We start from the raw sequence: 22,225 nt of genomic DNA, 5'->3' as shown, positions 1-22,225 counted from the left end.
TGCTTCGTTGGGGGACCCGCTCCCTCGTTTGGTCGATCCTAGGGGGACACCTCCAAATGACATTCATGAAAAAACTTTCACTCAGCGCGGCGACTATCGCCTTGCTGGCAGCCGCGCCCGCCGCGGTTTATGCGCAGGAAACATCTTCCTCGCTGCGTGGTTCGGTCACCGATGGCGCCGGAAACTCGGTGTCCGGTGCCAGCGTCACCATCCTGCACACGCCCAGTGGCTCGGTCTCCAGAACGTCGACCGGCGTCAATGGCGGCTTTTCGTCTTCGGGCCTTCGCGTTGGCGGCCCTTACAATGTGACCGTCACCGCCGATGGCTTCCAGCCTCGCCGGGTTGAAGGTGTCTTCCTCGCCCTCGGCGAGAGCATGTCGCTCAATCTCGAAATGTCGGCTGCTTCGGGCACGTCCGACGTCGTCGTCGTGACCGCATCGGCCATCCAGGCGATGAACACTGCCGTGGGTCCAAACTCGACCTTCACCCTCCAGGACCTGCAGGAAACTCCGGCGATCAACCGCGCTCTCGCGGATGTTGTGCGTCAGGACCCGCGCATCTATATCGACGAATCCTTCAATGACTCGATCCAGTGTGCCGGTGCCAACCCACGCTATAACAGCCTGACCGTTGATGGCCTTGGCCTCAATGACGGTTTCGGTCTGAACTCGAACGGTTACCCGACCCAGCGCATGCCATTCTCCTATGACGCGATCGAACAGGTCTCTGTCGAACTGGCGCCGTTTGACGTCGAATACGGTGGCTTCACCGCCTGTAACATCAATGCCGTCACCAAGTCCGGCACCAATGAATTCCACGGCGGCGTCTTCTACGATTACACCTCCGACGCCTTCCAGGGTGACTCGCTCGAAGGTTCGAGCTTCACGGTTCCTGAATACGACCAGAAGCGCTACGGCATCACCTTCGGTGGCCCGATCATCCAGGACCGCCTGTTCTTCTTTGCTGCCTATGAGCGCTTTGAAGGCATTGATATCTTCGACCGTGGTCCAGAAGGTTCTGGCGCCCCGACCGAAATCACCGGCTTCACCCAGGCTGACTATGCCGACATCCTCGACATTGCCCAGAACGTGTATGGCTACAATCCGGGCGGCGTCCCAGGTAATGCACCGGTTATCGATGAGAGCATCCTGGTCCGCGTCGACTGGAACATCAATGACGACCATCGTTTCGCTCTGACCTACAACCAGTCGGAAGGTGCCAACCGCACCGAGTCCGATGGCGACAACAATGAGTTCGAGTACGAGAACCACCTCTATAATCGTGGTTCCGACCTGACCGCCTACACCGCCCAGCTCTTCTCCAACTGGACGGATAATTTCTCCACCGAGCTGCGCGCGTCCTACCAGGAAGTCGATTTCACCCAGGCCTCAATCAATGGCACTGATTTCGGTGAAGTTCAGATCCGCGTTGGCGGCAACACCGTCTATCTCGGTGCCGACGATTCGCGTCAGTCCAATGAGCTCAACTACTCGACGATGACCCTGAAGGGTGTCGGCCACTACCAGTGGAACGACCACTACTTCACCTTCGGCGCCGAGCGTCTGACCTACGACATCTTCAACCTCTTCGTTCAGCACACCGAGGGTGAATGGCGTTTCAACTCGATCAACGACTTCCGTAATGGCGATGTGAACCGCATCTATTACGGCAATGCCCGCGGTACGAATAATCCAGCCGATGCCGGTGCGAGCTTCGCTTACGACATCAACACGGTCTACGCGCAGGACGAATGGTCCGGCCCGAATGGTCTGACCGTGATCGCCGGTCTGCGTTACGACTGGTACACCACCGATGATGTTCCGAACGAAAATGCGAACTTCATCGCACGTAACGGTTACACCAACGCCGACTCCCTGGACGGACGTGGCCTCATTCAGCCACGCCTGGCCTTCACCTGGGATGCCCGTCGCGACCTGACGGTTCGCGGTGGCTTTGGCCTCTACTCCGGCGGCAACCCGAATGTCTGGGTTTCCAACAACTTCGCAAATGATGGTCTGACAGCTGTTCAGCTGACCAATTTTGGTCCGCAAAACCTGCTGACCGGTACGGAAACCTATGTCGCAGATGAAGGTGGCACTGGCCGTCCGATCTTCGGTGTTCCGCAAAGCATGTATGACAGCGTCGCCAGCGGTGCTGCCAATTCAAGCGTCAATGCCATCGACCCTGATTTCGAAATCCCGGCCGAATGGAAAGCCGCCCTGGGCTTCACCTATGATGGCGATCTGCCATTCCTTGGTGAAGGCTACACGGTCATGGGTGACCTGCTGTACTCGCAAAGCCGCGACGCAGCCGGCATCGTCGATGCGACGCTTGAGCAGGTTGATACGGCACCGGACGGTCGCCCGATCTACCGTTCGATCGACCGTAGCGATCCTGATTGTGTGGTCCCGACCGCAGCAGCCTGTTCCAGCCGGAACTTCAACCAGGACTTCATCCTGACCAATTTCGACGGTGGCGAGTCACTCGTTCTGTCGCTGGCGGTCAGCCGTGAGTATGAAAACCTGGGCCTGAGCTGGACGGCAGCCTATGCTTACACCCAGTCCGAAGATGCCAATCCGATGACCTCCTCGGTGGCCTTCTCGAACTATGCCGGTGTGGCTGTGTCCGACCCGAACAACCCGCAAGCTGCGACATCCAACTATGAGATTCCGCATCGCTTCACGGGTCGTGTCTCCTGGGAGCATGACTTCTTCGACGACCTGACCACCCGGGCAACCCTGTTCGGCCAGGTCAGCCAGTCGCGTGGTTACTCCTTCGCGTTCGATAATGATGATGGCGATATCTTCGGTGACTTCGCCGACCGTCGTCACCTGCTCTACGTGCCAACCGATGCCAGCGATCCGCTGGTCCGGTTCGCGCCAGGCTTCGACACGGCAGCCTTCTTTGCCTATGCCGACGCCAACGGCCTGGCCCGTGGTGCCATCGACGAGCGTAACTCGCATGAAGGTTCCTGGTGGACCAAGTTGGATCTGCGCGTCGAGCAGGAATTCCCTGCCTTCGCACCGGGCCATCGCGCTGCCGGTTATCTGGTGATCGAGAACCTCGGCAACCTCATCAGTGATGAGTGGGGCATTCTCACCCAGGCCAGCTATCCGCAAATCCGCAGCATTGTTGATGCGGATTACGATGCCGGCACGAACCAGTATGTGTTCGAGAGCTTCAACGCTCAGACCCCGGAATCCCGGGTCTCCAGTGCCTCGACCTGGCAGGTCCTGTTCGGTGTGAAGTACGACTTCTAAGCACCGGCATCGCATGCCAATACACAGTGGAAGGGCGGCTCTCGGGCCGCCCTTCTTTTTTGCGCGGGAGGTTTGCTTTTTTGCGCTCGCGTCCGGTTCAAACGCGTGATAGAGGCGCGCTCATGAGCAAACACACCATCCCCCACGAATCCCGAATCCCTGATCAAGTCGTCACTTGCTGGCCGGCAGAGGCCAGTATCTGGTTGGAAAATCTCGCCCCCGCACGGGTCGAGTTTGCCGCCTTTCTGACGGCCCTGATCGAACCGGCAGCCGGCGGCAAGCCCTTGCCCCTGACCGTGCTCGTCTCCAATGACGAGACCGAGGCTTCGGCACGCGCCGCGCTGGGCGACAAGGCTGTTCTGGTTCGCCAGAATTACGGCGATGTCTGGACCCGCGATACGGCGCCGGTCTTCCTGCGCCGCGATGGCGAACTGGTCGCGGCCCGCTTCCCGTTCAATGGCTGGGGTGGCAAGTTCCAGATCCCCGGTGACCAGACGGTCGGCACCGCGATTGCCCGCATGGTCGAGGCCCGCATTGTCGATGTCGAGATGATCGCTGAGGGCGGTGCGCTCGAATTTGATGGCGAAGGCACCGTCATCACCACGCGTGATGTCCTGCTCAACAAGAATCGCAATGCCGATTTGACTGAAGCCGTGGTCGAGGAGCGGCTGAAGGCCGCGCTCGGCGTCGAGACTGTTCTGTGGGTCGACAAGGGCCTGATCGGCGATCACACCGATGGCCATATCGACAATATCGCCCGCTTCGTCCGTCCCGGCGAAGTCGTGTGTATGGAAGGTTTTGGCGCGGATGATCCGCAGGCCCAAATGCTCGAGCAGATCGCGGCCGAGCTGGCGGCGATGACCGATGCCCGAGGGCGTAAGCTGACAGTTCACCGCATCCCCTCTCCGGGCCGTGTCGTCAACAAGGCCGGCGATGTCCTGCCGGCGAGCTATATGAACTGGGTGATCGGGCCGCGCAATCTCGTGGTCCCGACCTATGGCACGGCCAGCGAAGCCGCGGCGCTCGACGCCCTGCGGGCCCTGTTTACCGGCCATGAGGTTGTCGGCTGCCGTTCCAGCGCTATCCTGAGCGGCGGTGGTGCCTTCCACTGCGTCACGACACACATCCCGGCTGGACCGAAATCATGAGCAATATGATGACCATTGCCGGCCTGCAGACCGGGTTCGGTGAGGATATCGCGGACAATATCAAACGCGTCTCTTTGATGATCCGCGAGGCTGCGGCCGCTGGCGCGCAAATCATTTTGCCGCCTGAACTCTTCCAGGGTCCGTATTTTTGCAAGACCCAGGACGAGGACAATTTCGCCCGCGCCTACCCGGCAATGGAACATCCTTGTGTCATCGCGATGAGCGAGCTGGCCGCCGAGCTTGGCGTTGTGATTCCGGTCTCGATCTATGAGCGCGACGGGCAAGTCTATTACAACTCACTGGTGATGGTCGATGCCGATGGAAGCCCGATGGGTGTCTATCGCAAGAGCCATATTCCCGATGGCCCCGGCTATCAGGAGAAGTATTACTTCCGGCCCGGCAATACCGGTTTCAAGGTCTGGGACACCCGTCATGGCCGTGTCGGTGTCGGTATTTGCTGGGACCAGTGGTTCCCCGAAGCGGCCCGCGCCATGGCGCTGCTGGGCGCGGAAGTGCTGATGTATCCGACCGCGATCGGTTCGGAGCCGCATGATGACAGCCTCGATACCTCGGCCCGCTGGCAGCGCGCCATGCAGGGCCATGCCGTGGCCAATGTGATGCCTGTGCTGGCAGCCAACCGGGTCGGCAATGAGGATGGCCAGGTCTTCTACGGCTCATCCTTCGTCTGCGACCATAGCGGCGAGAAGGTGTCCGAGCTGAACAAGACCGAAGAGGGCATTGTGTCGGCCAGCTTCGATCGCGATTTCCTGCGCACGCATCGCGCCGCCTGGGGCGTGTTCCGCGACCGGCGTCCGGATCTTTACGAGCCGTTTTTCAAGCCGCTGTCGAGCAAGTCCTGAATCTGCGAATTCGCCCGTGATTGCGACGGGATGACAATCGCGAAGGCGATTGCGATCGCGATGGCTGGCCAGCCGAAGGCGATGGCCTGGTCGGTCTGTCCTTGCGTGAAATTATAGGCGGCAGCGGTCAGCCCGATTGTGGTCAAAAGGGCTGCGGCGACTGTCATGGCGAGACGAAAACCCATCCAATTCTCCATCACCTGCGGGTCTCTTTGACGGACCCTTGGGGACGCAGAATGGCAGGTTTTGGCTAATTTTTCGTTGTCGCCTAGCTCGCCATGAAGGCACCATGGATGCCGTCGAAGATGAACTGGGTCGCCAGCGCCGCCAGGATGACGCCGAGGATGCGCGTGATCATGGCGGCCATCGAGGCGCCGACGAATTTCATCACCGGGCCGATCACCAGGAAAACCGCCAGGCAGAGCAGGAGGTTGATGCCGACGGCGGCGAAGACGACGCCCTGATGCGCCATGGTCGGCGCTTCCGACATGAACAGCATGATGGTCGCGATGGCGCCGGGGCCGGCCAGCATCGGGATCGCCATCGGGAAGACGGAGATATCGTCCCAGGTTTCCGGATGCGCCTCATGTTCCTCGGTCAGCTTCTCGGCCCGCTCCTCGCGGCGCTCGGTGCGTTTTTCGAAGATCATTTCCAGCGCCATCAGGAAGAGCAGCACGCCGCCGGCGGTGCGAAAGGCGTCGAGGCTGATATGCATGGCGTCGAGCAGATAGCGTCCGCCCAGGGCGAAGGCGAGCAGGACGCCGGTCGCGATCATGATCGATTTATACGCCATCGCCCGGCGGTGAGCCTTGGGCGAGCCATCGGTCAGCGCAAAGAAGATCGGTGCCACACCGGGCGGATCGATGGCGACGAAGAAGGTGACGAGGGCGGAGATAAAGAGTTCGGTCATGGCGTAAATCCTGATTGGCCTTCCGCATAACGGGGCCCGCGACAGAGGTCACGAAAATTCTTGCCCGGGTGTCGCAGGGCAGCCATGAATTTATGCGGCGGCGTGGCTTCCATGCGATGCAATTTTGCTGGTCTGGCCGCATTCCGCTTGTGCGGACGGGTATCGGGTCTAGTGTCCCGGGCCTGCCATCGGGGATTACACATGACATTCAACCGGATCACGCTCGGCTTCATCGCCGCCCTGTCTGTCACGCTGGCCGGCTGCGGCGGCGGTGAGCCTGACAATGGCACCACGCTCAATCGCGGCAATCGCATCGAGCCGCTGAGCCTGGATCCGGACCTGGCCCAGATCACCGACGAGCGCACCATCGTTTCCGATCTCTTCGTCGGCCTGTATGAGCCGGCCGCCGATGCCCAGCCCATCCTGGCGCTGGCAGAAAGTGCGGCGATCTCCGATGACGGCCTGGTCTGGACCTTCACCCTGCGCGATGACGCTTTCTGGTCGGATGGGGAGCCGATCACGGCGGAGGATGTGGTGTTCGGCCTGCGGCGTCCGCTCGATCCGCTGACCGGCAATCAGTTCGCGGCGCCACTGCTGATGATCGCCAATGCCCAGGAGATTTATGAGGGCCGCGCGCCCGTGGACACGCTGGGTGTCCGCGCCCTGGATGCGCGCACCGTCGAGCTGAGCCTCAACTATCCCGCGCCCTATCTGCCGACCGTGCTGATGTATTACGGCCAGCCGATCCCCAGACACGCCGTCGAGGCGTTCGGCGATCGCTGGGCGCGGCCGGAGAACATGGTCTCCAGCGGGCCCTATACCCTCGCCGAATGGCGCTCCAATAATTACATCCACCTCGTTGCCAATCCTTACTTCTATGACGCGGCCGAGGTCTGCCTGACCGATATCTATTATTTCCCGACGGTCGATACCGCTGCCGCCGAACGCCGCGTGCGCTCGGGCGAGCTTGATCTCAATGTCGATTTCGCCAGCTCGAACACGCAATTCCTGCTCGAGCACAATCCGGAGCTGGTGCAATCGGTGCCGGGCTTCACCATCCGCACGATTGATTTCAACAATACCTCGCCGCCCTTCGATAACCCGGATGTGCGCCGCGCCCTGTCGCTGGCGATCGACCGCAATTTCCTGACCCAGGACGTGCTCGGCGGTTTCGATGCGCCGGCCTTCCGGGTCGTGCCGGCCGGCCTTCATGGCCGGCTCGACTGGCCGCGTCTGGATTATGCCGATCAGCCGATGGACCAGCGCCGCGCCGAGGCCCGGCGCCTGCTCGAGGGCGCCGGTTTCGGACCGGACAATCCGCTGGTGTTCGAGTTCAACTACCAGCCCGCGGCCAGCTGGCCGCGCATCGTTCCGGTGATCCAGCAGGACTGGATGACGATCGCGCCCTGGGTCCAGGTCGAGGTCGTGACCAGCGACAGCCAGATCCATTATGACCGCATGCGCGGCGGCGATTACCAGGTCTCGACCTCGGGCTGGCGGCCGGATTTCAACGATCCTTATGGCGTCCTCTTCCAATACGAGACCCGCGCCGGCGAGATCAATTATTCGCGCTGGACCGACCCGGCCTTCGACGCCCTGACCGATGCGGCCGTGCGCACCGCCGACGAGGCCGAGCACAATGCGCTGCTGGCTGAGGCCGAACAGTATTTCCTCGACCAGACGCCGGTCATCCCGGTCTTCTTCGAGGCCAACCGGCAGCTGGTCAGTCCGCGCGTTACCGGCTGGGTCTCCAATCCGGACCGGATCAATCTGAGCCGCTGGCTCTGCCTGGCTGATCCGGAGACGGTGGCGGAAGACTAGCTTTCGGCTCAGTCACCGCCTCCGTCACAGTCTCAGTATCCGGCGCGGCACCCGTCGCAGCCGGGCTCTTCCCAGCCCTCCGGCATGGGCTCGCCGGCCAGCTCCCAGCTCTCATTCCAGCGCGGCTCGGGCACGGGCTTGCCGGCGTCGCGGGCGGCGCGCATCGCGACGGCGTCTTCCTCGATCTGCAGGTTGAGTTCAATCCCCTCCAGCCCGAGACCGGCTGCTGCGTATTCGGCGGCCCTGGCCCGGCGCCGGGCCATGTCGATTTCGGCGTCCAGCTTCAGGCGTTCGCGGTTGAGCGCCATTTCGGCGCGTGTCTGGGCGAAGAAGTCGCGGGCAAAGGCCAGCAGCTGCCGCGCGGCGCGGCCATCGCCTTCGCGCATGGCCCCGGCCGCGGCGACCAGGGCCGTGCGGCCGGTCTGGGCCGGGTCAGGCATCTCCAGCGGGCGGCCCGGGGGATATTGTGTGCCGCGGCCGGGGCGGCGATTGGGTGAGCGTTGGGAATGATACATCGGGGTCTCCCTTGAATGTCCGGATGAGCAACGGGCTCTGCACCGAAACCGCCACGACGTTGCCGCCTGGCGAGATGAGGAGTGCGGGATGCCAGCCGGAGCCGATCGTGGACTAAGTGTGAGTGGCGCCGGTGGCATCCCGCACACGGAGGTTTACTCAGGCCCCTTACGGGCCCTGCCTCGAAATGGGTGCGGACGATCGGTCGAGCCCTAATGCCTCACGACCTCACCCATGGCCCTGCCGGGTTTCGCCGTGGTCAAATGACGAAAACGGACAGGCTCCGTACTCCCTGCGCCCCCGGATAACCGGTCCGGGCCTCGAGTGGCGCGGGGACGGGAGGATTGTGGGGGCTGCGGGCAGGGGCGGGGATAAGTTTTTTGTCGGCGCCCCTTCACCGCCGTCGTCCTGACGCAAGTCAGGACCTCGATATCGCAAGCGCAACAGGCCTTTGTGTCGAGGTCCCGGCTTGCGCCGGGATGACGTGGGATTGTTGTTGAGGGCGGGGATAAGTGCGGCATACGCGGTGCCCTGTAACCGTCAATAAATTACACATATTTCACTTGTTTCGCTTATTACGTTTATATATATCTATCGAGCATGACAGGTATGACGAAGGAGGCCCGACATGACATCGAGCGAGTTGGCACAACGATTGCCGAACGAGCGGGAGATCGACCAGGCCTCGGCGGCGATGGCGTTATTGTCGAAAAGCTTGAAGCCGTCCGGCGTGCTTCCCCTGAGCGTGCGTCAGAACGACGAAACCATCGAAATCGCCCTGGAGCCCTCGATCGGCAAGATGGTGATCGAACTGCTCGGCCATGTCGCGCGCGGAGAGATGGTCACGCTGGTGCCCTATGGCGCCGATCTGACGACGCAAAAGGCGGCGGACCTGCTCAATGTGTCCCGCCCTCACTTGACGAAACTCCTCACTGATGGCGACATGCCCTTCCACAAGGTAGGGTCGCACCGGCGCATCAAGGCTCGTGATCTGATTGCCTACAAGGCAGGCCGCGATGCGCGGCGGTCCGATGCCCTTGATCGCTTGCAGGCCCTGGGACAGGAATTCGAGAATCCATGATCGACGTCGCGGACCGGTTTGTCATCATCCTGGACGCGAACGTTCTATACCCATTCCGAGTGAGAGATGCCCTGCTTCGCTTCAACGAGGCGGGGCTTTTCCGTGCCCGGTGGAGTGAGAACATTCTCGACGAGTGGGAAAATGCGCTGCTGAGAACCCGGCCTCAACACAGGCAAAGCGTGACCGAGCAGCGACAGGTCATGCGCGAGGCTTTCGCTGAGGCTTGGGTCGACGGCTATCAGGCCCTCATCCCGGCTCTGACATTGCCGGACAAAAATGACCGCCACGTGCTCGCGGCAGCGATCCGCGCGGGCGCCCAGCATATTGTCACCGAAAACCTGAAAGACTTCCCGGAAGGCGCGCTCGCCCCGTTCGGCATCGAGGCCATCTCCGCCGACACGATTCTCGCCAACACATTCAGCCTCTACCCCGCTGAGTCCGCAGCGGCACTTGCCCGCATGCGCCGGGCCTATAAGCGCCCGCCCATGACGGCCGTGGTCTTCCTGGATGATCTGACCCGCGCCGGCCTGCCGAAACTGGCGCTGCTGGCGCGAGAATTTGTCGATACGATTTGAGGGGGACGGGCAAAGCGAGGTAACCACCCCTTGGCGCCCGCGGCGCCACCCCTCCGTCTCGCCGCTGACGCGGCGATCCACCTCCCCATAAAGGGGGAGGAAAGCGTTGCGACCAGGCCCCGTCAAAAAGCGGCGCACCGGAGGTGACGGACATGCTATGGGCGTGGTGCAGCTTGCACGAGGTTTTAGAAATGTCCGACGCAGATCAAAAGAAGCCCCAGCTGAACCAGGCCAAAACAGTCGTCGAAAAGAAGGTCTGCCCCGAGTGCGGTCACATCTTCAAGGGCAATGGCTGGGACGGCATCGACGCGCATTGGCGATCAAAGCACGAGAACGTTATGTCCTATGAGGAGGCTTGGCCTTTGCTCAGGGACGGGAAATACCCGGGGTGAAGCGGAAAGGGTTGCAGCCAGGCTCCTCAAAAAGCGGCGCACCTCGCGCCCGCCACCCCATTCATCCCTTGCCGAGATGACGCCGTATCCGGGTTTTCAGGTCAAGGGCCCTGCGGGCCGCTACGCGGTTTCACCCTTGACCTGAAAACCCGGATACGGCCCGCTGGCTGGCATGGGGATGTGGGGTGGAGTGAGGCTGGAAGAAATGCCGTGCGGCCCCAGTTGCTGAAGATGTAATGGGCTTTACAACCTTACGGTTTAGTTATACCTTCGCTCAGAACAAACAATGAACGAACGTGAGCTAATGGGCAGCTCGTTGGGCTCCCTAAAAACGCCATTAGTGAAGGCCTCGCCCCCACCACGGTGTTGGCCCTTAGGAGACCCCCTGTGGCAGACGATGACGAGGAGGTTGAATCTAACTGGGCAGGTCCGGAAGTTTCTCCATTCGGTTTAAAAGACCGAAATGGTCCGGACAGCGATCACAGCACCATCTATCTTTCCAAGCACCCACTGTCCGACTTCTCATTTGAAGATCGGCAGAGCTTTGCCCGTGAGATGGGCGCGACCGCTGAGCGTGAATTCTCGGAAGCAATGGCTGTGATCACAAACCACTTCGATACCCACGATCTCGGAGTCACACTTGCGGCACTCGCATCAAAGCATCTTGGGCGACCAGTTGGGCCTGACGGAATACTCGAATACGGCAAAGGCACAGTGGTGCTGCCGCAGTCAAAAATCGAACTTGCCCAAGCCATTGCACTCTCGCGAACGAGCAGTGGCACAGAGGCGGCAACCTCGGCAGACCTACACAGGCTTACAGCCGCATTGGACACTATCACCGATTCATTCCAAAGGCGCGATTTACGTTTTGTTGGGACTGGATCTGTTTTGGAGCAGCAGCGGCGGATCATTCAGGCCCGTCTGCGCGGGCACACCACGGTCGTGCGCAATTGGGGCTATTTCAACCATGTTTATGACCTGCTGAGCCGACTCCTCGATCCGCTTGACGCCCAAATGCGATCGGCCGTCGGCCTAACGGGTAGGCAACTCCTGGCTATGTTCCGTTTGCTGATTGAAGCGGTTCAGCTGCGCACAGTACAGCTGCTTGTCGAGCCGGCGCGTTGGTGCCGCCTCCCGTGCAACGAAGACATTTACGCAAGCTATGCAGAAGGTATGGGTTACTCAGAGAGCGAACGCGGAAAGGAGTGGGCGGAAATTCAGAGCCGCAGATTATCGCGCGAAATGCTGCAGGCTTACGTTCAAGACCGCTTCCTAGCGCGCTTGCCAGCGGCCTACGCCTTCTCAATTCCGTCGCTTGCAGAATATTTAGAAGTCGAAGAGCTGCAGGTTCGCCGAGCTGTGAATACACTCGCACTGCCCATTCGTGGCCTCGACGGGGCGGACCCCGAAGGCTTCTTTTTGGCAAATCCGATTTGGTCGAAGCCGCTCATCAAAATTGATGAGGACAGCTTTTTTGCGTTTGCCCCCGCCGCGTTCTTCAGCCACAGCTTCCAAATCTTGAACGACCTGTTGGGTGCCGACCACAAGCGATCGGAAGCGTATTCGCGACAACGCGCGGATTTCCTTGAAAAGGAAGTCGCAGGTCTATTCTTTGACGTTTTCAAGGGGGCGCCGATTGACACGAATGTCACATGGTCAACGGATGCAGAGGAAGGTGAGACCGATCTCATCGTTCGGGTCGACAGCCAGCTTCTCCTGGTTGAAGTGAAGGCCGGAAAGGTCAGCGCGGCGGCGTTACGCGGGGGGTTAAAGCGCGCGGAGAAGCATATTGATGAGCTTCTCTTGGAGCCAGCCCGTCAGTCCGCGCGCTTGGCAGAGCATCTACTCACTAAGCCCGAAAACCGGCTTCCGAGTTGGAAAATCAACACTGATCTGGACCTTAGGGGAATCACTCGCGTGACGCGTCTATCGGTGACCCTTGAGGATTTCGCCACCATTCAAAGCCACTTGCCTTCACTACTTGAGCAAATAGGTATCGAAGATACGGTTGCCCTCCCCGCTACACTCTCTGTTTCGGACCTCCACACCGTTTTTGAGATTTTGGAGGAGCCTTGGCAGTGCCTTCACTACTTAGTGCGACGTGGTGAGCTTCAAAATCGAGTGCGTTACCTTGGTGATGAGCTAGATTTGCTCGGCTTGTACCTCCGCACTGGCTTCGCCTTGATGCAGTTCTCGGAAGGGGGAGCACAACTCACTCTCCAAGGCATGTCCGACGATATCGACACTTATGTCACAAACCGCGATGCCGGGGTCGAACTCCCAAAGCCGCGTCGTCGCTTCACACCGTGGTTCGCAGCGATGACCAAGCGTCTCTCGAACATAGGACTCGCTGGAAAGAGCGAAATGTTGCTGACTATCGGCTCGTTCTCGCTCGAAACTCAAATCGAGTTTGAGCAAGCGATATCAGAGCTGCGGGAGAAGATGCGAGCCGACACCGGTCACGAAAACGATTGTATCTACGGTGTGCCGAAAGGATGGGATCGCGAGGGTGTAGCTATTCATCTATCCCGTACGGCTAACCGACAACAACAGATGGAGCGCGAGATTGTAGCCGCGTCACACCTATTTGAGAACACAGACGCGAAACGTTGCCTTGTGATCACGCAAGACCTCGATGGCATCGACTATCCCTACACCCGTTGCGGGCTCGCTTTGTCCCCTGATATCGAAGCCGAGGAGCCGTGGACTGAGGCAAACCGCCTCTAGGGTGGCGATAATTGCTAGCCGGGCGGTGAGTAGCGGGCAAGATCAAGGGTGATAGGCACTCAATTTTTGCGCATCCATATCGCCCTCTGCGGCATTCGTCCCCCGTCACCACAAAAAAAGCCCCAGCGTCTCCGCCAGGGCTCCCTTTGACCGTTGAACTAAACGCTAGTCCTCAAACATATCCGCATACCTATGCCGCACCCGCTTCTCCCAGTCGCGCGTATGATAAACCGAAGACACCATCACCGGCGCCACGGTCGTCGCTTCGGCGAACACCATCTGTTCCAGGGCCGTGTCGACCTTGCCCCAGGAACAGGCTTCCTTGAGGGTTGAGGAGGAGCAGGCGCCGTCGCGCACATCGGCGACGGTGATCTGGACGGCGTAGGCGTGCATGGGGACTTCGACGCCGAGGATTTCGGCGCAGACGACGGTGTCCTGGGCGAAATTCTTGGGCACGCCGCCGCCGACCATGAACAGGCCGGTCTTGCCGGCCTTGATCTTGATCTCGGTCAGCTCGCGGAAATCGGCGACGCTGTCGATCGAGAGGTAAGGCTGCTTGGCCTTCATCTTCTCGACCTGGTGTTTCACGAGGCCAAAGCCGGCCGAGCAGTCGGAGAAGGCGGGGCAGAAGATCGGCACGCCGTGCTCATAGCAATCTTGGACCAGCGAGCCGGGCTTCTTGGCATTGCCCTCGGCGAGCCATTTGCCCATTGCCTTGATATAGGAGCGCGAGGATCTGGGGCCGGGCTCGAGCAGATTGGCGATTTCGAGCGTGGCGGCGTCGCAGGCCTGCAGTTCTTCCTCGTCGATATAAGTGTCGTAGATGCGGTCGATATAGAGATCGCGCAGGATGCGATCGTCGGGAATTTCCTTCGCCTGGTAATGCTTGAAGCCGAGGGCTTCGAAGAAATCCATGTCGACGATGGCGGCGCCGGTCGAGACGATGGCGTCGATCATGTTGTGACGCACCATATCGCGCCAGACATCCATGCAACCGCCCGCCGAGGTCGATCCGGCCAGGGTCAGGATGACCGAGCAATCCGGATCGGCCACAGCGGCCTCAAGGATGCGCGCGGCGCGCGCGGCATCGCGCGAGGTGAAGGACATCTTCTCCCAGGCATCAATCAGGGGACGACCATCAAAAGCCGTAATGTCGATATGCTCGACAGGGGAGGAAAGGAGTTCCGCTTTACGGTTCGAATGATCGGTCATGCACGTCTCCGTAGTTTCGGACGGCGGCGGCGGGCGCGGGCCAGATTGATGACCGTCGAGTCCTCGCCGGTCGCCCGGTCTGGTTGTTGATCGAACATGGAGGGCCAGGGGGCGTCCGCCACCATCGCCAGTTCCGTGCTGCCAAAGCCATTGAAGTCGGACGCAATCGCCGTCCCATAGGCTCCGAGCATGCCGATCTCGATAATATCACCCTCGGCCGTATCGGCCGGGAGCTCGAATGGTCCTTGCATGGCATCGAGCGAATCGCAAGTTGGACCGAAGAAGCGGAACATCGCCGTTTCGGCCGTGGACTCGCCGCTGGCGCGGTGATGGCGCACCGGGAAAGGCCATTTGGAATGCGCCGCATCGAACAGGCGGCCATAGGCGCCGTCATTGAGATAGAGCGCATCGCCCTTGACCAGTTCGACCCGGACCAGCACCGATTCCGCTTCCGAGACGAGGGCCCGGCCGGGCTCGCACCACAGATCGGCATTTTCCAGCACCATCATTTCCTCGAAGGCATCTTCGATGGCGCGGACATATTCGGTCAGGGGTGGCGGGGTCAGGCCGGGATAGATTGACGGGAAACCGCCACCGACATCGACGATGTCGACGGTGACGCCCGCCTGGGCAATCAGGCGCGAGGCCTCCATCATCGCCGAGCGATAGGCCGAAGGCAGCATGCACTGGCTGCCGACATGGAAGCTCACACCCAGCTCATCGGCATGGGCGCGGCAGCTGCGGATCAGCTCGGCGGCGTCGAAGGCGGGCACGCCAAACTTGCCGGCCAGCGAGAACACGGCCCCCTCATTGGACACCGCCAGGCGCACGATCAGCGTGAGATCGTCCGCATGATTGGTTTCCTCGAGGATCTTGTTCAATTCCGCTTCGGTATCGAGCGCGAAAATCCGAACGCCGAATTCATAATAGGCGCGGCGGATCGACTCGCGGCTTTTGACCGGATGCAGAAAGGCCTTCTTCGCGTCGGGACAACGCTCCGAGATCAGCGCGATCTCGGGGATCGACGCCACATCGAAAAAGCGCGTGCCGGCCGCATACAGGCCGTCGATAATCCATGGGCTGGGATTTGCCTTGACGGCATAGAGCACTTCACCCGGAAAGTTTTCCTGAAACCAGTGGCTAGCTCTGGCGAGACGGTCCGGACGTGCACAGACGACCGGTTTCTCTAGGTGCCGTAAGCGGACCAGGTCCAGGGGAGTATGGTACGTGTGCAATTCACGTGACCCCCTGTTAGTTGTTTACCCAATCCGGCATCGTCGCCTCCGCCGGGAAAACGCGAGTAGGGCCTATTGCAGATCGTGTAAAGGAAAAAATATCAGCAAGCGCTGCAGGAGGCTTGCCGGGGCAGGGCTGGTGCAGGGGGTGCAGAGGGCAAAAATGCAGCACTTATGCGCTTGCCGGGGCCCTCGAACCGGGGGTGAATTCGCGGAAAATATTCGCGCGTCAATCCGGCCTCAGCCGAACCGGCGCTGCCGGCGGAGGCAGGTCGGGATGGCGGAGTATCAGAGAAGCCGGTCCCGCATCGAAGATGAACAGAATTATGTGAAACGGGACGCCCTGTCTGCCACCCTGCCATTGCCCCGCCGGGAGGCGTGCAGCCGCATGGGGACTGGTGATTCGCGGATGGCAGTGTGATGGCAGTCTGTCACCGGCGACCATTCACTGTCACGACGGGTCGCAAGCCGGGAGCGGGAAGGCTTGGTGGGCCAACGATGTCAAAGAGCGGGGTCGACCCGAATATGGCGCAGGTCGGGTGGGCTGAAAAAGCGAGTCTCAAGCCTCTCCCTCTGGCCTTTCCGCTCCCGCCCGTGAAGAGGGACGTGTACCTCTGGTACGCGTCCCTGGGAGGGCTCTCTTCTCACGGCGATTTCAGGCGAAGGAGCCCGGGATCCACCGAAACCGGGGTTCCCTGGGGGCAGGCCGAAGCGCCCCTGTCCGCCAGGTGAGTTCTCCATCCGGCCCTCGCCGGCCAGAGCGGGATTGGGAGTTCAAGGGATCTTGTGGATGCCTGGCTTGCGGAAATGGGTGCCTGTCACGATTTATTCCGAGGTGGTGGAGCTGGGGGTCTTCTTGCCATGGGTTGTTCGCCTAATTTTGGCTATTTTCACGGGCATTTTATGGCCCTGATTCTGTCTCCCAATAACAATCGAATATCTCAATTCGACAGATAACCAGGCGCCTACCCACCCCCCACCTTAAACCCCATGCCGAGAGTCCGCCTCAGGGGACAGGCGCGGTCAAGGGCGCCGCGGGCGCCGCTTCGCGGTTTCACCCTTGACCGCGCCTGTCCCCTGAGGCCCTTTGGCTGGCAAGGGTTTTACGGGGGTAAGGTGCCGTGTCATTTCAAGTTCGAGCATGGCCTAGCCGTAGAATATCTGATCCGAAGGCCTCTTTTGGACTGGTTCTGTCGAAGCGGGATCGTGACCAGTATTTTGTTCGGCAATGGGGATCCGTGCAGCTGTTTCTTCCGGGCGTGGAGGAGCCGGCCCACGTCAATATCGAGAAGGACGGATTCTGGACGGGCAACTGTGTCCACCTGAATCATGCGATGATAAACAAATGGCTCCGTGGTGCTGGACACGCGCCGTGGATGCCAAGACGTCCTCCGAAATTCTGGATGGAACGACTCTCGAAAGCTGAATTCAGAGTTGGGCATAAGGTCTAACGCTCTGACCCAATCCTACCAGGTCTGCCCGCTGAGGCCCTCGGGCTGGCAAGGGGTTATGGGATGACGTTTGTGGGGGCGTTCAGAGTTTCCCGCAGCCTGCGGCTGCGGCCCCATCGGCCCCTGCTTCGCTAAAGCTACGCAGGGTCCACTTCCCCGCTCGGAGCGGGGAAGAAAGCGTCGGTGATGCCCGCCGGGCCCTCGTCTCAAATCACCGGCAACAAGCCCGGCCCATAAGCGCGATAAACCCAGCCCAGCGCGATCCCCAAAGCCAGCCAGGGCCCGAACGGCATCGGCTGATTCCCATCCGGTGCCTGCCGCCGCACCAGGGCCAGCGACAAGACATAGAGCAGGGCGCTGGCACTGCCGGCCAGCAGGATCATCGGCAGCAGCCAGGCCCCGCACCAGGCGCCGCCGGCGGCGAGCAATTTGGCGTCGCCGCGGCCGAGTCCGTCGCGGCCTCGCAGACGTTTATAGGCCAGTTCGAGGGCGACCAGCACGCCATATCCGAGCGCGGCGCCGGCGATGGCTGCCCAAAAGTCAGAAAAAATCAGTCCGTTTACTGCAATCCCTGCGACGATCAGGGGCAGGGTCAAAACGTCCGGAAGCCTTTGTGTACGCGCGTCTATCAGGCTCAGCGCCGCGAGCGCGCAGAACAGAATTAGCGTTGCGGCGTGAATCAGCATCATCTTCCTCTTGTCACAAATGTGTCATGCCCTTACGCCACAAAGCCGTGACCAAACAGGGGGACGCCCAAGATGACAGACGCCGCTCTGGCGCTCCACGCCGAAGATCTGAAAATGACATTCGGCGAAACCAAAGCGCTCGACCATGTCAGCCTGTCCGTCGCACGTGGCGAGATGGTGGCTTTGATCGGACCGTCCGGTTCGGGAAAATCGACTCTGCTGCGCGTGGCCGCTGCCCTGCAAGTGGCTGATGCCGATTGCGGGCCGGTCTCTGTGCTCGGTCACCGCATGCAGTCCAGGGGCAAGATTGCCTCGGGCGTTCGCGAGCACCGTTCGCATCTCGGCTTTATTTTCCAGCAATTCAATCTGGTTGGCCGTCTGTCGCTGTTCGGCAATGTGCTGATCGGTGCGCTGGGCCGGATATCGCCCTGGCGCGGTGCGCTTGGGATATTCCCGGCCGCTGACAAGCAAAAGGCGATGGATGCCCTCGAGCGCGTCGGCATTGCCGGCTTTGCGGCGCGGCGCGCCTCCAAACTCTCCGGTGGCCAGCAGCAGCGCGGCGCGATCGCCCGCGCCCTGGTGCAGGGCGCGGAGGTGTTGTTCGCTGACGAGCCGATCGCCTCGCTCGATCCCGTCGCCGCCCGCACCGTGATGGAATTGCTGCGCGAGTTGAACCGCAAGGACAATCTCACCGTCGTCGTGACGCTGCACCAGGTCGATTATGCGCGCCAGTTCTGCGACCGCATCGTGGCGCTCAACAAGGGTCGTGTCGTGTTTGACGGACCCAGCCTGGAACTGACCCAGGAAAAGCTGATCGAGATCTACGGCCCTGAGTATGAGCAGGCCTTCTACGGGGGAGATGACGCATGAGCGGCTGGGTAACAAAGAGCTTGCGTGCGCTGGTCACCGGTCTTGGCCTGATGCTGGCGGCCTGTGCGCCGGCGTCGACGCCGGATGCCGGCGACGCCTCCGACACGGGCCCGGCGGCCTCCCGCGGGACGCTGAATTTCGGCATTATCGCCACCGAATCTTCCGCCAATCAATCGGCCAATTGGGGCCCTTTCATCGAGGCGATGGAAGAGTGGACGGGCTATGATATCCAGCCTTTCTACGCCTCTGATTATGCCGGCATGATCCAGGGCATGCGCTATAACAGCGTGCAATTTGCCTGGTTCTCCAATTTCTCCGGCTTGCAGGCCGTGCGCCTCGCCGATGGTGAAGTCTTCGCCAAGGCGACTTATCCCGATGGCAGTGAGGGCTATAATTCCGTCCTTATTGTCCCGGCTGACAGCCCGATCCAGACCCTCGATGATATCCTGACCTGTGACGGCTCGATTGATTTCGGCATGGGCGATCCCAATTCGACCTCGGGCTATCTTGTTCCTTCGGCCTTCATCTTTGCGCCGCGCAATATCGACCCGGCGGAATGCTTCAACTCGGTGCGCAACGCCAATCACGAGGCCAATGCGGTCGCGGTCGCCAACGGCCTGATTGATGTCGGGACCAATAATACCACCAGCCTGACCGTGCTGCATGGCTCGCGTCCGGAAATTGCCGAGCGGATCCGCGTGATCTGGACCTCGCCGTCGATCGGCACCGATCCCATCATCTGGCGCAATGATCTCGATGAGGAAGCCAAGCTGCGGCTGCAATCCTTCTTCATGAATTATGGCCGCCGCGGCACGCCGGAAGAGATCGCCGAGGCCCGCGCCGTACTCGGACCGCTTTTCTTCGGACTTTTCCTGCCGGCCTCCAATTCGCATCTCGATCCGATCGTGCAGCTGGAAATCGTCCGCGACCTGATCCTGGCCCGCAATAATACCGACCTGACCGAGGAAGAACGCGCCTCGCGCGTCGCCGCGCTTGAAGCCCGTCTGGCCGAAGTCGAGGCCGGCAATACGGAACTCGTCAGCCTGTCGAGTGCGACCGGACAGAGCGGCAATGGCGGCGAGGCCGAGCTCGAGCCGACGCGCAACTGGCCGCTGATGGGCGGCCTGGTCTTCCTGGCCGGACTATTGCTGGCGGGTCTGCTCTGGGCTGGCGCACCGCGTGGCCCCGGACCAAAGCTTCCGCTGACCGAGCGGCTGGCGAATGCCTTCATCGCCGCCGGCGTGATCATCATCCTGGTCTGGAGTTTCGACCCGGCCGACATGGATCGCAGCTATCTCCTGGTCGAGAATTTCGGCGATATGCAGGAATTCCTCGCCGGCTTCTTCCCCGATGATATTTCCAGCGCCGCTTCGCGCGGGACTTACTGGACCGAGTTGCGCGCCGGCATTGCCGAAGCGGTGCCGCAAATGATCATCACTGTCCAGATCGCGATCTGGGGCACATTCATCGCGGTCATCGCGGCGATCCCGTTCGGCCTGCTCAGTGCCCGCAATGTTGCGCCGGCCTGGGTGGTGCAGCCGGTGCGCCGTCTGATGGACGTGTTCCGCTCGATCAATGAGCTGATCATCGCCCTGATCTTCATCGCCGCCGTCGGGCTGGGACCCCTGGCCGGGGTGATGGCGCTCGCGATCCACACCACAGGTGTGCTCGCCAAGTTGTTCTCCGAAGCCGTCGAGGCGATCGACCATGGCCCCGTCGAAGGTGTGAGGGCGACAGGCGCCCTGCCACTGCATGAGGTGATCTGGGGCGTGATCCCGCAGGTCGCACCGCTCTGGACGTCTTTCGGGCTCTATCGCTTCGAATCGAATGCGCGCTCCGCGACCGTGCTGGGCCTGATCGGTGCCGGTGGTATCGGCCAGATCCTGTTCGAGGCCGTTCGTGCGTTCGATTACCAGCGCACCGCCGCGATCGTCATCGTTATCATTCTCGCGGTCAGCGCGATCGATATGATGTCGCAGCTTTTGCGCAAACGCCTGCTCTGATTGACGCACACGACGTCTGAATGAAAAACCGCTGCGCGCTCGCGTGGCGGTTTTTTTCTGCCGTCCATTCATTGCAACAAACCTGTCATGCAGGCGTCGCAAAAGCGTCATGGCTTCGGAATATCGCTAATTCCGGAATTACCGAAACCGAGAAACAAGCTTCACGAAACAATCGCCCGATTGTCACATTCGGGCTGTACGACCAAACCATCGCTTCTGATGGTTGGCGCCCATCAGAAACGAGAGCCCGATGATCAGACGTATTTTGGCGAGCACTGTATTGGCTGCACTGGCATCTTCCACGGCATTGACATCCGCCCATGCGGACGATGCGAGCGGCTGGGAATTTGACGGCGTGCCCGGTTGGAGCAATGCCGCGAGTGGCGACAGCTTCACCTTCCGCGGCCGCATCTATCTCGATGCCGCCAATGTGGATTTCGAACGCGCCGGCACGACCACGTCATTCAATGCCAGTGAAATCCGCACGGCGCGCCTGGGCGTGACCGGCCAGTATTCCGGCGTCGGCTATGTTGCCGAATTCGATCTGATCAATGAGGCGGTGATTGCCAAGGACGCCTATCTCACTTTCCATGCCGACGGCTTTGATATCCTGGCCGGCAATATGAAGACGCCGAACTCGCTCGAGGAGCAGACATCCTCGCGCTATATCACCTTCATGGAACGCGGGACCGGGATTGAACTTTTCGGCCTTGGCCGCCGGGTTGGCGTCGCTTTTGCCCGTCATGGCGAAAACTACACCGTCAAGGCAGGCCTTTATGGCGGCGCGCCGGGCGATCTGAGCGAGAGCCTCGAGCTCGATGACAGCTCGGCCCTGGCCGCGCGCGTCACCTATACGCCGGTTCACACCGATGCGCTTCTTGTGCATCTGGGCGCTTCGGTGCGCGAGTTTGATTATGGCGATGCCGGTACCCGCGTCCGCGCGCGTCCGCGCACCCATATCACGGACCGCATTGTGACCGCCGACTTCCGTCCGGGCAGCGCGCTTGGCGAAGCCGACAGCTCGACCTTTGTCGGGCTGGAAGCCGCGACGGTCTCCGGCTCCTTCCATGCCCATGCCGAATACATGACGATGGAGCTGGACGGTCCGGCGGGCAATCCGCGGATCGACAGTGCCTTCGTCAATCTGGGCTATTTCATCACCGGCGAGACGCGCAGCTACAGCACGTCGAGCGGTACATTCAGCCGCACGCGTCCGGCCAGGCCGGTTTCGGAAGGCGGGACGGGGGCGGTTGAGATTGCGGCTCGATATGATTATTCCGACCTCAATGACGTCGCGGCCGGCGAATTGACGACCTGGACAGTCGGCCTCAACTGGTATGTGGAAGATCATTTCCGGGTGATGGCCAATTACGTCACCGGTGAGCTGGCTGTCGCCGGCGGAGCCAATACCGATGTGTCCGGGCCGCAAGTGCGCGTCCAGTGGGACTTCTAGACATCACCGGTTCAGGCTGTGGCCTGCA

General features: G+C 60.9%; 17 protein-coding genes. 11 read left to right on the top strand and 6 right to left on the bottom strand.

The features are described 5' to 3' along the window. The first annotated feature begins 56 nt into the window (after positions 1 to 56). The 3 genes from BLT42_RS03455 to aguB all read left to right on the top strand — a co-directional run bounded on the left by BLT42_RS03455 (position 57) and on the right by aguB (position 5,268). Positions 57 to 3,260, top strand: a complete 3,204-nt coding sequence (locus tag BLT42_RS03455; RefSeq protein WP_091766805.1) for a TonB-dependent receptor — start codon at positions 57 to 59, stop codon at positions 3,258 to 3,260. A 122-nt stretch (positions 3,261 to 3,382) separates the two neighbouring features. Further along, on the top strand, positions 3,383 to 4,408 hold the full coding sequence (locus BLT42_RS03450; RefSeq protein ID WP_091766802.1) for an agmatine deiminase family protein: 1,026 nt from the start codon (positions 3,383 to 3,385) through the stop codon (positions 4,406 to 4,408). Further along, positions 4,405 to 5,268: an N-carbamoylputrescine amidase gene (gene aguB / locus BLT42_RS03445; RefSeq protein WP_091766799.1), complete on the top strand. Its 864-nt coding sequence runs from the start codon at positions 4,405 to 4,407 to the stop codon at positions 5,266 to 5,268. The genes BLT42_RS03450 and aguB overlap by 4 nt, the downstream gene beginning before the upstream one ends. On the opposite strand, the gene BLT42_RS03440 is transcribed toward aguB, so the two are convergent. Further along, positions 5,229 to 5,453: a hypothetical protein gene (locus BLT42_RS03440; protein WP_091766796.1), complete on the bottom strand. Its 225-nt coding sequence runs from the start codon at positions 5,451 to 5,453 to the stop codon at positions 5,229 to 5,231. The two genes, aguB and BLT42_RS03440, sit on opposite strands and share 40 nt — an antisense overlap. 83 nt (positions 5,454 to 5,536) lie before the next feature. Then, entirely contained in the window at positions 5,537 to 6,178 is a 642-nt protein-coding gene (locus tag BLT42_RS03435; RefSeq protein ID WP_091766793.1) for a MarC family protein, read from the bottom strand. A gap of 201 nt (positions 6,179 to 6,379) precedes the next feature. Here BLT42_RS03435 and BLT42_RS03430 point away from each other — a divergent pair, with 201 nt between their 5' ends. Beyond that, positions 6,380 to 7,999 carry a peptide ABC transporter substrate-binding protein gene (locus BLT42_RS03430; protein ID WP_176780231.1) on the top strand — a complete coding sequence of 540 codons (1,620 nt, stop codon included), beginning with the start codon at positions 6,380 to 6,382 and terminating at the stop codon, positions 7,997 to 7,999. A gap of 32 nt (positions 8,000 to 8,031) precedes the next feature. On the opposite strand, the gene BLT42_RS03425 is transcribed toward BLT42_RS03430, so the two are convergent. Continuing rightward, positions 8,032 to 8,514, bottom strand: a complete 483-nt coding sequence (locus BLT42_RS03425; protein ID WP_091766787.1) for a hypothetical protein — start codon at positions 8,512 to 8,514, stop codon at positions 8,032 to 8,034. Between the two features lie 626 nt (positions 8,515 to 9,140). Between BLT42_RS03425 and BLT42_RS03420 the strand changes: the two genes are divergently transcribed. The 4 genes from BLT42_RS03420 (at position 9,141) to BLT42_RS03405 (ending at position 13,287) form a co-directional block, all read left to right on the top strand. After that, positions 9,141 to 9,593 carry a helix-turn-helix domain-containing protein gene (locus BLT42_RS03420; RefSeq protein ID WP_091766784.1) on the top strand — a complete coding sequence of 151 codons (453 nt, stop codon included), beginning with the start codon at positions 9,141 to 9,143 and terminating at the stop codon, positions 9,591 to 9,593. Then, positions 9,590 to 10,168 carry a PIN domain-containing protein gene (locus tag BLT42_RS03415; RefSeq protein ID WP_091766781.1) on the top strand — a complete coding sequence of 193 codons (579 nt, stop codon included), beginning with the start codon at positions 9,590 to 9,592 and terminating at the stop codon, positions 10,166 to 10,168. Before BLT42_RS03420 ends, BLT42_RS03415 begins: the two co-directional genes overlap by 4 nt. Positions 10,169 to 10,359: 191 nt before the next feature. Then, positions 10,360 to 10,560 (top strand): hypothetical protein, encoded by a 201-nt coding sequence (locus BLT42_RS03410; protein WP_091766779.1) that lies wholly within the window; start codon positions 10,360 to 10,362, stop codon positions 10,558 to 10,560. Between the two features lie 387 nt (positions 10,561 to 10,947). Continuing rightward, entirely contained in the window at positions 10,948 to 13,287 is a 2,340-nt protein-coding gene (locus BLT42_RS03405) for a hypothetical protein (protein WP_143024027.1), read from the top strand. A 165-nt stretch (positions 13,288 to 13,452) separates the two neighbouring features. On the opposite strand, the gene BLT42_RS03400 is transcribed toward BLT42_RS03405, so the two are convergent. The 3 genes from BLT42_RS03400 to BLT42_RS03390 all read right to left on the bottom strand — a co-directional run bounded on the left by BLT42_RS03400 (position 13,453) and on the right by BLT42_RS03390 (position 17,874). Continuing rightward, entirely contained in the window at positions 13,453 to 14,499 is a 1,047-nt protein-coding gene (locus BLT42_RS03400; RefSeq protein WP_091766773.1) for a 1,9-bis(guanidino)-5-aza-nonane synthase, read from the bottom strand. Next, positions 14,496 to 15,734 carry a type III PLP-dependent enzyme gene (locus BLT42_RS03395; RefSeq protein ID WP_091766770.1) on the bottom strand — a complete coding sequence of 413 codons (1,239 nt, stop codon included), beginning with the start codon at positions 15,732 to 15,734 and terminating at the stop codon, positions 14,496 to 14,498. Before BLT42_RS03395 ends, BLT42_RS03400 begins: the two co-directional genes overlap by 4 nt. A 1,657-nt stretch (positions 15,735 to 17,391) precedes the next feature. Beyond that, positions 17,392 to 17,874 carry a prepilin peptidase gene (locus BLT42_RS03390; protein WP_091766767.1) on the bottom strand — a complete coding sequence of 161 codons (483 nt, stop codon included), beginning with the start codon at positions 17,872 to 17,874 and terminating at the stop codon, positions 17,392 to 17,394. Positions 17,875 to 17,943: 69 nt separating this feature from the next. Here BLT42_RS03390 and phnC point away from each other — a divergent pair, with 69 nt between their 5' ends. The 3 genes from phnC to BLT42_RS03375 all read left to right on the top strand — a co-directional run bounded on the left by phnC (position 17,944) and on the right by BLT42_RS03375 (position 22,197). Beyond that, complete coding sequence (phnC, locus tag BLT42_RS03385) at positions 17,944 to 18,741, top strand: phosphonate ABC transporter ATP-binding protein (protein WP_091766764.1); 798 nt, start codon at positions 17,944 to 17,946, stop codon at positions 18,739 to 18,741. Further along, positions 18,738 to 20,744: a phosphonate ABC transporter, permease protein PhnE gene (gene phnE / locus BLT42_RS03380; RefSeq protein WP_091766761.1), complete on the top strand. Its 2,007-nt coding sequence runs from the start codon at positions 18,738 to 18,740 to the stop codon at positions 20,742 to 20,744. The genes phnC and phnE overlap by 4 nt, the downstream gene beginning before the upstream one ends. A gap of 250 nt (positions 20,745 to 20,994) precedes the next feature. Beyond that, on the top strand, positions 20,995 to 22,197 hold the full coding sequence (locus tag BLT42_RS03375) for an OprO/OprP family phosphate-selective porin (protein ID WP_091766758.1): 1,203 nt from the start codon (positions 20,995 to 20,997) through the stop codon (positions 22,195 to 22,197). Positions 22,198 to 22,225: the final 28 nt, after the last annotated feature.

It is taken from the genome of Maricaulis salignorans (assembly GCF_900103475.1).
GTDB lineage: Bacteria > Pseudomonadota > Alphaproteobacteria > Caulobacterales > Maricaulaceae > Maricaulis > Maricaulis salignorans.
Note: the sequence above shows the minus strand (reverse complement) of the source record. Positions and strands in the feature narration are given on the sequence as shown.

Coding starts and splice junctions, on each gene's coding strand:
- BLT42_RS03455 (WP_091766805.1), top strand. CDS start 57: ATGACATTCATGAAAAAACTTTCACTCAGCGCGGCGACTATCGCCTTG.
- BLT42_RS03450 (WP_091766802.1), top strand. CDS start 3,383: ATGAGCAAACACACCATCCCCCACGAATCCCGAATCCCTGATCAAGTC.
- aguB (WP_091766799.1), top strand. CDS start 4,405: ATGAGCAATATGATGACCATTGCCGGCCTGCAGACCGGGTTCGGTGAG.
- BLT42_RS03440 (WP_091766796.1), bottom strand. CDS start 5,453: ATGGGTTTTCGTCTCGCCATGACAGTCGCCGCAGCCCTTTTGACCACA.
- BLT42_RS03435 (WP_091766793.1), bottom strand. CDS start 6,178: ATGACCGAACTCTTTATCTCCGCCCTCGTCACCTTCTTCGTCGCCATC.
- BLT42_RS03430 (WP_176780231.1), top strand. CDS start 6,380: ATGACATTCAACCGGATCACGCTCGGCTTCATCGCCGCCCTGTCTGTC.
- BLT42_RS03425 (WP_091766787.1), bottom strand. CDS start 8,514: ATGTATCATTCCCAACGCTCACCCAATCGCCGCCCCGGCCGCGGCACA.
- BLT42_RS03420 (WP_091766784.1), top strand. CDS start 9,141: ATGACATCGAGCGAGTTGGCACAACGATTGCCGAACGAGCGGGAGATC.
- BLT42_RS03415 (WP_091766781.1), top strand. CDS start 9,590: ATGATCGACGTCGCGGACCGGTTTGTCATCATCCTGGACGCGAACGTT.
- BLT42_RS03410 (WP_091766779.1), top strand. CDS start 10,360: ATGTCCGACGCAGATCAAAAGAAGCCCCAGCTGAACCAGGCCAAAACA.
- BLT42_RS03400 (WP_091766773.1), bottom strand. CDS start 14,499: ATGACCGATCATTCGAACCGTAAAGCGGAACTCCTTTCCTCCCCTGTC.
- BLT42_RS03390 (WP_091766767.1), bottom strand. CDS start 17,874: ATGATGCTGATTCACGCCGCAACGCTAATTCTGTTCTGCGCGCTCGCG.
- phnC (WP_091766764.1), top strand. CDS start 17,944: ATGACAGACGCCGCTCTGGCGCTCCACGCCGAAGATCTGAAAATGACA.
- phnE (WP_091766761.1), top strand. CDS start 18,738: ATGAGCGGCTGGGTAACAAAGAGCTTGCGTGCGCTGGTCACCGGTCTT.
- BLT42_RS03375 (WP_091766758.1), top strand. CDS start 20,995: ATGATCAGACGTATTTTGGCGAGCACTGTATTGGCTGCACTGGCATCT.